8 protein-coding genes are annotated in these 10909 nt (G+C 70.8%); all 8 read right to left on the bottom strand.

Features of this window, described 5'->3' with window-relative positions; genetic code table 11:
- Positions 1–453: 453 nt before the first annotated feature.
- The 8 genes from ACTJIY_RS20275 to mobF all read right to left on the bottom strand — a co-directional run bounded on the left by ACTJIY_RS20275 (position 454) and on the right by mobF (position 10907).
- Positions 454–1293, bottom strand: a complete 840-nt coding sequence (locus ACTJIY_RS20275) for a hypothetical protein (RefSeq protein WP_155099690.1) — start codon at positions 1291–1293, stop codon at positions 454–456.
- A 356-nt stretch (positions 1294–1649) separates the two neighbouring features.
- Positions 1650–1850, bottom strand: a complete 201-nt coding sequence (locus ACTJIY_RS20270; protein ID WP_440675307.1) for a hypothetical protein — start codon at positions 1848–1850, stop codon at positions 1650–1652.
- Positions 1847–2575: an N-acetyltransferase family protein gene (locus tag ACTJIY_RS20265; RefSeq protein WP_440675306.1), complete on the bottom strand. Its 729-nt coding sequence runs from the start codon at positions 2573–2575 to the stop codon at positions 1847–1849. Before ACTJIY_RS20265 ends, ACTJIY_RS20270 begins: the two co-directional genes overlap by 4 nt.
- A gap of 79 nt (positions 2576–2654) precedes the next feature.
- Entirely contained in the window at positions 2655–3365 is a 711-nt protein-coding gene (locus tag ACTJIY_RS20260) for a hypothetical protein (RefSeq protein WP_440675305.1), read from the bottom strand.
- 231 nt (positions 3366–3596) lie between these two features.
- Positions 3597–3773, bottom strand: coding sequence for a hypothetical protein (locus tag ACTJIY_RS20255; protein ID WP_155099686.1), 177 nt, complete (start codon positions 3771–3773; stop codon positions 3597–3599).
- Positions 3774–4014: 241 nt separating this feature from the next.
- A complete protein-coding gene (locus ACTJIY_RS20250) occupies positions 4015–4431 on the bottom strand; it encodes a hypothetical protein (protein WP_440675304.1) in 417 nt (138 codons plus the stop codon).
- The gene (locus ACTJIY_RS20245; protein WP_440675303.1) at positions 4428–5018 is read right to left on the bottom strand and encodes a recombinase family protein; all 591 of its coding nucleotides are present in this window, start codon (positions 5016–5018) and stop codon (positions 4428–4430) included. The genes ACTJIY_RS20250 and ACTJIY_RS20245 overlap by 4 nt, the downstream gene beginning before the upstream one ends.
- Before the next feature lie 1047 nt (positions 5019–6065).
- Complete coding sequence (gene mobF / locus ACTJIY_RS20240) at positions 6066–10907, bottom strand: MobF family relaxase (RefSeq protein ID WP_440675302.1); 4842 nt, start codon at positions 10905–10907, stop codon at positions 6066–6068.
- Between the last annotated feature and the right edge of the window lie 2 nt (positions 10908–10909).

Below are 10909 nucleotides of genomic sequence, written 5' to 3'. Positions count from 1 at the left end.
TACTTGTTGAGCTCCTGGGGGGCGATGCCCGCCTCGAGTGGGCGCGGTGTGTGCATCGACCGGGGCCCACCAGGTTGCGCGCGCGCAACCCGGCGGCCTACCGTCGGACGTGAACGGGGCGCCCCGCGCGGCAACGCGAGACGCCCCGGTGTGGCCTCAGATCAGGCCACGTGGTGACTCATGACAGGTCACGAATCAGCGAGATCATCTCCTTGATGAGCGGCGCGAGTACCGGGATCAGGACCTTCACCCATCCCCGGCGACTCGTGCCGTTCGTCGTAGAGACGACTTGCTTGCACGTGGGACACATGCTGCTTCCCACAGGCACCACCTGCTTCCTTCATCTCTCCGCCGCAGCGGAGCTCCTGGCCCAGCGCCAGGAAGTTCTTGAGGAATCGGGCGCGCCTCTCGGTGCGCCGCGATCCTACATACGCGCTGCCACACTCTGACCGGTCAGGCAGTAGTGCTGGCTGCGTTCGCGATCTTCCGCAAGGTCTCGCGGTGATCGGTCGAGTACGGGTAGACGAGCGCGCGGTGCCACTCCTCGCGATGCCCGAGAGGGTGGCGGCCGGACTTCACGAGCTTGGGCTTCTCGGTGAAGAGGTTCCGCTTTCGCAGTGCGAGGTACCCGCGCTCGGCGGTGCGCTCGGAGAAGCCGTAGAACTCCTGGGCCCGCTCGTGCGCCATGACGAACGTGAGCTTGCCGTTGGGGTCCTGGGTCTCCTTCAGCATGACGAGGAGCATCGCCTTGCCGGGGAGGTCGAGGTCGTCGATCAGGCCGGAGGTCCAGTAGTCGAACGGGAGCGTGAAGAACCCGCGCCCGCGCGCAGCAGGGTCGTCTTCGCGGTCCCTCCACGGCTTGCCGTCCCCGTTCTCGCGCAGGAGCACGACCTCGGGGGTACCGCGCTTGCCCTCGATCTTGAGAAGGTTCAGACTCTCGAGCTTCTTGAACGCGTTGGTCGTCCTGCGCACGCTCACGTCGTCACCGAGCATGCGCGCCCAGACCTTGATGTCGAGCGGGGAGTCCTCGAGGATGGGCTGGAGAGCGTGGGCGGTGAGGAGCAGGTCGAGAGCGAGCTCGTTGCCCCCGCTCACGAGTTCGGCGAGCACGGAGGCGCGCGGCTTGCTCTCGCGCTGGACGAAGTCCTTGCGGATGCGCACGAAGCCGCGCTTGGCCTGCCCGAGCAGCTCGGCCCGGGTGAAGGTCGCGTCGGCAGGGGTCTCGTTCTCGAAACCCTCGAAGGGGTCTCGCTCGGTGGGCTGGGTCTCTGGGGTCGATGTCGTGGTGTCCATGAGGCCAACATAGCCGAAGCTCCGGACCGAACGTCGGTATCAGAATCGAGCGAGAACCGTCTCAGGTGCCAGTGTGCGAGGTCATGCCGATGCCATGATGCGAGACCGTGCGAGGCCATGCGAGCCCCGTAGATAGAGGGGGGTGTGGGGGGGTCGCCCTCACCCTGGCGTCGAGGCGATGCCCGACTCAACCGCAAGGCGAGACGCGAGTAGACGCAATCTGCCGCCTCCCGGCTGAAACGGCATGTCTCTGCCTCAATCCGGGGCCACGAGCTGCGCGAGCGGCGCTTCCGGACTCGCGTGGACGAGACGTAGCGGGCCCACGTCGCCATCTCCGGTCGGCGGGGCGGGCGTCGTCATCGCGTCGCCCGCGGGCGGTAGGACTCGGCCCGGCCGACAACCCTGACGCCGAGCAGCCGCTCGCCGTCGCCCGCCGCGGCGTAGAGCTGATCGCGCGCCGCCTCGTACGTCGCGGCTTCGACCGCGACCTCGCGCACAGGACCGTCGGCGGGCTGCCCCGGCTCGGGTGCGGCCTGATAGGCCCCGTGGACGATCACGGCTGCCCTCCGGGGGCTGGACGGACGTCGTGCACCAGCCGACCGACCTCGTCGACTCGCGTCCGCGGGCACCTGAGGTCGCCCCCGAGGTCGTCGGGCACGAAGGTCAGCTCGCCCGCGCACTCCTTGCAGCGCATCCGGTCGACGTAGGTAGCCCAGAGGTCGAGGTAGAACCAGTGACCGTCGAGCTCCTGGTGGTGTTCGAGGGCGGTCAGGCTTGGCCGCCTCGACGGGAGGCCGGTGTTGTGCGCCATGACGGTCAGCCCGGCCGTGCGGTAGAAGTCGGCGCTGCCGTTGCGGTCGTCGACGAACCCGTCGAGGTATCGCGCGCCGCGCTCGAGCGCGTGGCCCGCCGCGAGCTCGCACAGGAGGTAGGTGCCGAGCCCGTCACCTCGGTATGCGTCCGCCACAAAGAGGCCCGCGACAACGCGGTGCAGTTGTGCGAGCGCTCGCGCGCGCTCGGGGTCTTGCACGGCGAGCGTGGCGTAGAACGGTGCGTCCAGGACGACGGCGCCGTAGAGCTCGTTTCCGTTCTGGTCGGTGGCTGCTAGAACGGTGCTCGCGGCGGGTGCGCGGCCGTGGCTTCGGAAGATCGCGTCTAGATGGGCCTGTCGACGGGCCTTCGCTGGGATCGGGTCCTTAGCGCTGTACCCGACCACGGCGCGCGCGACGGCCGCGTGCACGAACCGCTCTCCTCGCTCATCCTCGATTTCGACGAACCGCATGATCCCCCCGCCCTCGACGTCGCAGACGTTCTGACCCTGGCACGTCCTTCCCACATGCGAAGACGTGCCAGGCGACGGGTCAGGGAGTGGCCGGGAGAGCCAGCGGGGCGCGGCGGAGCACGTCGTCCACCCGAGACTGCTTGTCGAGCCAGCCCCGCATCCCGGGGTCGAGGTCACTCGTCACCCTGCACATCGCCGCGTACGCGCTGTTCGCGTGGCCCGTGCCGAAGATGGGCTCGAGGTGCGCCACGCGATTGCGGAACCGATGGACCTTGTCGAGGTCGTCGACGAGCTCGCCGTGCGGACGTCCGAGGTGGGGGAAGGCGTTCTTCAGTCCGGCGTTCCACAGCGCCGCTTTGGATGGGGACTTCCGGAGGTTCCTGGCCGGGAGGAGGTACCGCCACGTACCGAGGGTGAGTTGAGCGACGACGTCGTCGTGGCACAGGGCTGCAGGGGGGCGGCCGGCGCGCTTGACAGCCTTCCTCGCGCGGTCAAGCGCGGTGGGAAGGTCGCGCGCCAGGAGCTGTCCAAGAGAGTGATGCGGGTCGAGGAGCCAATCCTCGCCGTGAGACTGCCCGTTGCGGTCGACGTGGGCGGCATTCCACGTGCGGAGTTCGGCGTCCATCGCGTTGCGCAAGCCGACCTCGACCAGATGGAGCGCCTCGTACGAGGCTGCCGAGAGCGCCATGTTCCACCGGTAGAGGTTGAACGCGTCCGCGGTCTTCCCGCCGGTCGCCCGAAGGTAGGGCTGGAAGCGCGGTTCCGAGAGCACCCGGCGCAGCGACTCCACGGTGAGGGAGCGGGAGGGTTGAGTTTGATCGACCATAGAACTACACTCCGATGCGAAGGCGGGGAAAGACATCCCGTTAAGAGCTTTGAGCGAAGGCCCCCGGTCGCAGACCGGGGGCCTTCGTCGTTCCCCCGGCCCGTGGTCGGGCTGCTCGACGCAGCCTAGCGGGGCCGCCCGATGCCCAACCGGCGTCCGGCGTCGGCGCGGCGAGGGATGCGGCACGGCGAGCGGCTAGCTCGGCCTGCGACGCTTCTTGCGCCCGTTCTGCGCACCGAGGGCAGTGAGCACCGGGTAGGTGACCGCGACCGCGTATGCCGGCTCTTTGGTGATGATCAGCGCGGCCACGACGACCGCGGCGACGATGAGTGCGGAAATCCAGGAGGGCGCGGAGGCCCGGTGTACCGTCATGTCTAGCGTCCCTTCATCTCTTGCCGAGTGACGGGTCCGGAGCGACCTCCTGTTACCAGCAGGGGGTCGCTCGTTTTTTGCGACCGGCGGTGCTCCGGACCTCTGACGCAATTCTCCTCATCGCCTCGGACGCGCGCGGAACTACTTCTGCGTATGTGCAGGTGAGAGCGGCCTATCCGTAACAACATCCGTGTAGGCAGGCTCCTGACACGGTCCCGAAGGGCTTGTAACGCACGACGGATCACCTCACTGTGTGCGCCGACTCCACGAGGCAGAAGATCCAGCAGAACGGCCCGTAGTCACCACCTGGGCGGCAGAGGATGAGCCCGGTATGCAGCTCCGTGTCGGGGTCCATGTCGCTCACTTCTTCGCCGATCGGTCTCGCGCAGAGCAGGCACGGAGGTGGGGGCGCTCCGTACGCGACGACGACGACGGGAAAAGAGTGGTCGGAGACCGGCAGGTCCTCTAGGCCATCGAACAGTTCGGGCTCGTCGTACTGGTCGGCGAAGTCCTGGACGCTCAGCCGCCAGAGCTCAGGAGGGAGCGCCGTGGCGCGGCGACGGTAGGCAGCCTGCTTGTGCGCTCCCGAGCAGTAGAGCGCGTCACGGCGCTTCAGCGCGTCGATACGGGCGCCGCAGAACAGACAAGCGCGCTTCACCGGGTCTCGCCAACCTCGCTCGCGACTAGGGCGTCAAGGTGGCGGTACAAGGTGTCTCGAGAGACGCCGAGCGCGCGGGCGACGGCGGCGCGGGACTGGCCACCGGCGAGGGCGACGCGCGCGGCTTCGATGCGGTCGGGGGTCATGACGGTTGGCCGGCCGCCGACGCGGCCCCGTGCGCGTGCGGCCGCGAGCCCGTCGAGGGTGCGCTCTCGTGCGAGGTCGGCCTCCATCTGCGCGACGGCGGCGAGCACATGCACCATGAGCCGGCCGGTTGCGCTCGAGGTATCGATCGTCTCCGACAGGGACCTCAGCGTGACGCCGCGCTCGTCGAGGTCGGCCACGAGGCGGGCGACGTGCGCGGCGGACCGGCCGAGCCGGTCGAGCTTCGTCACGACGAGGGCGTCCCCCTCGCGCAGCTGCGCGAGGACGCGGGCGAGCTCGGGACGGTCCTCGCGGCGCCCGGAGGCCTTCTCCACGACGACGTCGCGCACGTCGACGCCGCCCGGCCCGGTGAGTGCGTCGACCTGGGCGGTGAGGTTCTGCGCCGTGGTGGAGACCCGGGCGTACCCGTAGGTGTGTGCCATGGCGTGACGGTAGCGAAAACCCCCGGGTCACGTTCTGCGACACCGGGGGTTTTCGGACACTAGTTCTGCCACATGTTCTCTCGGCGTGTCGCGACGGCGGCCACGGTGTCCGAGAAACGATCGATTGTCAGGCGGGCGGTGGGAACGGTGCCTCGAATGGATGGAACTTGTCGGTGCACCGGTAGTCGGCTCCTTGCTCGTGTTCAGGTGGGATCGGTGCGCCGCCCTCGTTGGTTGGGAGCCACCGGGGCCTCGGCGTCGGGTGGACACGGACGAGGGTTGCGGTCGTAGAGGTGCAGGGCTGCCAGGTGCAGGGCACGGGGTAGGTTTCCATGCCGCGCATGGAACGGGATGGGCGCCGATAGTGTCCCGGCGAGAACGACCGATCTTGGCGTGACGCTGGTCACACGCGGCAGGTCAGGATCATGCGCGGGTCGTGGTCAGCGACGCGGACGAAGCCGATGGCGACGTAGGCCTTCGCGGTCTCGGTACTGCCGGCCACGACACCGACCGTGTCACCAGGCTTGGCGTGCTGGCGCACGAGCTCGCGGACCGGGAACAGCGTGTAGGGTCCGCGGGCCTCGGGTCGGCATCCGACCGACGAGAGCGACCAGGTCGCGCGCGGCTCGGTTGGTGACCCCTTCGGGGCGCCGGGCCGGTACTTTCTCGAGGTCTTCCATCCCCACCACCCGGGCCCGACCACGAGGGCCAGGAGAGCCAGGCCGGCGGGAGCTAGCCGCGATGGGTCAAGAGCGATGGCGACTAGGAGCGGAGAGCCGACCGCGGCCGCGCGAAGCCCGATGAGCAGATTCGCGCGTCGCTCCTGGCGGCGGAGCACGGCTACCACGCGCCCGTCCTGGCTCTGGTGTGCACCGGGAATCACGAGCAACGAAATCGCGTAGAGGCCGACGGTTGCTGCCGCGATCCTCGGCCGCCAGCCTGGCGGGACAAGGTCTCGACCGTCCTTGTCCCACTCACCCGCGAACGAGACCGCGAGCGTCCACGCCGCGCGCGGAAGTCGGTAGAGAGGCAACGGCCGCATGACGGTCAGCGCTCGAACCCGCGGCCGCGGCCGTGCTGGTCGCGAGCCTGCTCCTCACGCTGACGGCGCTGGGTCTCCTCGCGCGCGGCCGCCTCGCGTTGGGCGGCCTCACGTCGGGCGCGGGCGTCGGCGAGGATCTGCTGTGCGCGGTCGAGTGTGCGCGACGGCGCGACGGCGAGGGCGGGCTCGTCCTCAGCGCGGGCGACGGTGTCGAGCGCCGCGGCGGCGTGCTGGCGAGCGAGCGCCTGCTCGCCGACGACGTCGGCGCGGCCGAGCGGCTCGCTGCTGGTGATGGCGTAGCGGTCGCGGTAGGCGGCGATGTGGCGCACGGCGGTCTCCCACTGATCGCGGGCGGCGGTCGTCGCGGGCGCGTCGGCGATCGCGCCGGCCCAGGGCGTGCGTCGAGCGGCGACGTCGTCGACGAGCCGGTCGAGTCTGCGGGCGACCATGTCGGCCTGTCGGTTGAGCCACGCGGCGACCTGGGGGTCGATGCTTCGAGCAGGCACGGCGGCAGCGGGGGCTGCCGGTCCCGGCTGGGGCCGACGCTCGAGCCAGGCCTCGGTGACTTCCTCCTCGACGAGCTCGCGGGGGTAGTGGTCCGCGAAGCGGGCCGCGAGGTGCGCGGCGACGCCGGCCAGGGCGGCGGGCTCGAGGTGAGCGGCAGTCGTGTGGGCGGCGTCGCGCATCGCGACCGCCCGCCCTTCGGGATAGGTGAGGTCGTGGCGGTCGATCGTGGCGTCGATGACGGCGGACGTGAGGGACCGGTTCGGGTGCTCGAGCGCGGCACGGAGCTCGTCGCCGCGGTGGTCCTGGACCATCTGGGCGGGGTCGAGTCCTGCGGGCAGGTCGAGCGCGGCCGCGGACGCTGCCTCTGCGGGTGTGAGCATCGTCCAGACCTTCGCGGCGGCCTTCCGGCCTGCGGCGTCCGGGTCGAGAGCGACGACGAGGTCGTGCAGCTCGCGGCCTGCGGCAGCGCGCAGCGCGGCGAGGTGCTCCTCGGTAACTCCGGTGCCGCACGCCGCGACGGGGACGACGTCGGGCGCTGCGGCGAGGATCGCCGCACGGTCGGCGGCACCCTCGACGAGGACGGGGCGGGCGCCGGCGACGAGGCGGGCTCGCGCCTCGGGGTCGAGACCGAGGAGGAGCTCGCGCTTGCGGTAGGTGACGGTCTCGGGCGTGTTCAGGTACTTAGGCGCGCGCTCGTCGGTGCTCGCGGGGTTGATCCGGGCGCTCACGCCGACGACGTCGCCGTGCTCGTCACGCACGGGGAAGACGACGCGGTCGCGGAACCGGTCGACCAGCGTTCCGCGACGGGTCGTCGTGGCGACGCCTGCGGCGAGCATGTCGTCGTCGGAGTAGCCGGCGGCCGCCAGGTGCTCGACGAGCGCGGTCCAGCCTGCGGGAGCGACGCCGTACTCGGTCGCGGCGAGGCCGCGCGTCGCCATGTACTCGTCCGCCCAAGGGGTTCGACTCCGCTGGTCCTGCCACCAGGTCCAGGCCGCGGCCTGGACCTCGAGGGCACGCGCGCGCTCGGCGTCGACGGGCGCCTCCTGCGCACCGACGTCGGGAAGGACCACGTCCGGTGCGGGGGTGATCCAGGCGGGCAGTCCGCGACGGTCGAGGTCGTGCAGCGTGGGCACGCCCACGCGGTGGTGGAGCACCTGTGCAAGCGACTTCGCTCCGGCGAGCGTGCGCTCTTCCGCCGCCCCCCGGAGCACCTCGACGGGGTCGGCGCCGGCCGCCTCGTGGAGCGCGACGCGCGCCGCAAGAGCGGGCCAGGCGGGGTCCGCGAGCAGCTCGTCGGCACGCTCCGGCAGCGCGGCACGGGCGGCCGCGGAGAGTCGCTCGTCGCGGTCAGGGTCGAGCAGTCGCTCGTAGGCGTCCTCGTACGCGGGCACGAGGCGCGCGAGTGACTCGGCGGCGTCGTACTCGTGCTCGACGGTCTCGGTCGCCGAGAGCTCGGCGCCGCTGCGGGCGACGACGCTCTCGAGCGCGGCGGCCGCGGCGCGCTCGGGCGCCGGCTGCTCGTGGGCGTCGACCTCGAGCAGTTCCTCGGCCACGACGTACAGCCGGTTGGAGCGGCGGCCTCGGGTGACGGCGGTGTACATCTGCTCGCGGGTCATTCCTGCGCCGACGAGGGTGTGCGATGTGTCGACGGTCATGCCCTGCACGCGGTGGATCGTCGCGGCGTAGCCGAGCTCGACGTGCTCGCGGACGTAGTCCGCTGGCAGCGTGGTTCGAGCGCCGGTCGTGGTGTGCTGCACGCGCAGGTGGCCACGGCGCGAGCGACCCGTAACGTGCCACAGGTCGCCGTTCTTGACGTAGTCGGTCGGTCCGGCCTTGAGGCGGCGGTCGTTGCTTCGGGTCACGACGACGTCGCCGGCGCCCGCGCGGGTGCCGTCGTGGAGCTCGACGCCGTCGCGCTCGACCTCGCCGGCGGCCACGCGATCGAGGCGTGCGCGGCTGGCGAGGGTGACGACGTCGGTGTTCGTCGCGGCGACCATGACGGAGGTGAGGCCTGCCTCGTTGTCGGCCCACCATGCGGTGTAGAGGTCATCGGTCATGTCCTGCTGGCTGCCGCCAGCCACCCGCCGGTTGTCGACGTAGAAACCGACGGCGCCAACGTCGCCGTCGCGCAGGCGCAGGCTCGCTGCGGCCTCGGCGGCGTCGGTGAACCGGTGGACCTCTTCGAGGTGCGCGGCGCCGGCACGCTCGTCGAGCAGGCGCAGCGCGCCGCCAGCACCGACCGCGGAGAGCTGGGCGGGGTCGCCGAGGAGCCGCACCGAGGCGCCGCGGCGGACCGCGAGCTCGAGCACCGCGGCGAGCTCCGTCGTGCCTGCCATGCCGGCCTCGTCGACGAGGAGCACGGTCCGCTCGTCCACGACAAGGTCCGCGGGCGTGGGCCGGTCGTCGCGGTGGGCGTCGAGGAGCTTGTGCAGGGTGTCCGCGGCCGTGCCGATTTCACCGCCGAGCACCGCGGCCGCGGCCGCCGACGGGGCGAGCGCGAGCACGCGGCCACCGGCAGTCTCCACGGCGTGCGTAAACGCCTTCATCGCGGTCGTCTTACCTGCACCCGCGGGACCGATCCCGGCCTCGATCCGGTGGCCGCCGACGGCGAAGCGGCGCGCGAGTTCTCGCTGTCCGGCGTTCAGCCGGCGCCCGGTCGATTCCTCAATCTCCGACGTCGCGCGCTCGAACGTCCCCTCGTCCACGCGCAGGCCGCCGTCGCTCTGCGCCGCGGCCACGAGCGCGTCCTCGGCCTCGAGAACAGCCAGGCTGGTGAAGCGCTCGGAGCCGTGCACGGTGTAGACCGACTCACCGTCGGCGCGCCGGAGCACCTCCGGCGTCTCGTTGAGCTCGGGTGGCGTGAGCGCAATCGAAAGCGAAGTCGCCCGCGCGACGACGTCCCGCACGAGCGACCTAACATCCTGGCCGCGCGCCACATTCTCGCGCGCGACGCGCAGCGCCTCCGCTTCAAGGTGGAACCGGCCCCACGTGGCCCGCTTCGTCGTGAGGTTCTGAACGACTTCCTGCGCGAGTTCGTCGACCTCTACGACGCGCGCCTCGCCGACGTCCCGGTTGAGCGCGGATCGCACCATTCGGGACACCTCAGACGGGCTCCCAAGAATGCGGGCAGCCACGGTCTGCCACTCAGCAATCCGAGCGCCGAGCGAGACGACCGCGCCCTTCTCTCCGCGGGTCTCAAGCGTGGCCTGCTGCGCGAGGCGGAATTGCATTCCGCGAGGCGCCTCGTGACCGTGCTTGGCGCGGTACTCGCCGAGCAGTCGCTCGTACTCGTCCTCGATGCTCGCGCGGCGACGCGAGAAGGCCTCTCGCACGCCGCGGTCGATGCCGGCGACCTCGCGGACGCCCTGCCGTCCCGCGCGCCGGGTCTCCTCGACGAACTCGACTCCGAGCCGCTCGCGCAGCTCCGTCTCAACGTTCGTGTTGTAGCGCTCGGACGCCGCGACGCCCAAGGCGTGCAGTACGCGCCCGTCGAGCGCCCGCCACTTCCCGTCGACCCCGAGCACCTTGTTGGAGACAGCAACGTGCGTGTGGAGGTTGGGGTCACCGGTGCGTGAGTCGAGGTGATCGAACGCCGTGGCGATCAGGCCGTGCGTGTCGATCTGGGCGACTCCGGCGCGCCCAGCGCGGGTGAACGCTCCTTCGCTCTGGACCCACTCGAGAGCCTCCGTCCATGCCGCTCGGTGCGCCTCCGCGACCTGCTCTCGCACCTGTGCGTCGCCGAGGGCCCAGAGGGTCGAAACGGACTTCACGGGGGTGAAGACCAAGTCGTAGCCGGCGACCGGCTGACGGGCAGCCTGGCCGCGTGTGGCGAGGAAGCGCGCCCGGTCGGCGTCACTCGGTGCCTCTCCCCCACGCTGCTCGGTCAGCACCTCTCCGGCGACCGTCCAACGGATGAGGTCACGCTCGATCCCGACCTCGGGGTTGCGGTCATGGGTAGCACGGAAGGTCGCGAAGGCCTCCGCGACGCGGGCGTTGAAGGTGTCGTCCTCACGCTCGAAGCGGGAGAACCGACGTCCGAGCCGGACCTCCGCAACGGCCTGCTCTTCGGTCCTTCCCGCGGCGATCGCGGCGGCCGTCAGGCGGTCCGCCTCCGGGTGCAGACCTTCCCCGAACAGTGCGCGCATCTGGTCCTCGCGCACGGTTCCGACGACGCCCAGCGCGTCCAGACCACGCCCCACCCACTGCCCGGGAGGGTTGCCGTGCTGCATGTAGTAGTCGCTCAGTGACTTCCCCTGCTCGCGGCTCACGTCGTGCGTGGCGACCTGGCGAGTGAGGTAGCTGTATCCGTCTCCGGCGTGCAGGACGTGCACGGTCATCATCG

The organism is Cellulosimicrobium sp. 22598 (genome assembly GCF_052044445.1).
GTDB classification, from domain to species: Bacteria; Actinomycetota; Actinomycetes; order Actinomycetales; family Cellulomonadaceae; genus Cellulosimicrobium; species Cellulosimicrobium cellulans_G.
Note: the sequence above shows the minus strand (reverse complement) of the source record. Positions and strands in the feature narration are given on the sequence as shown.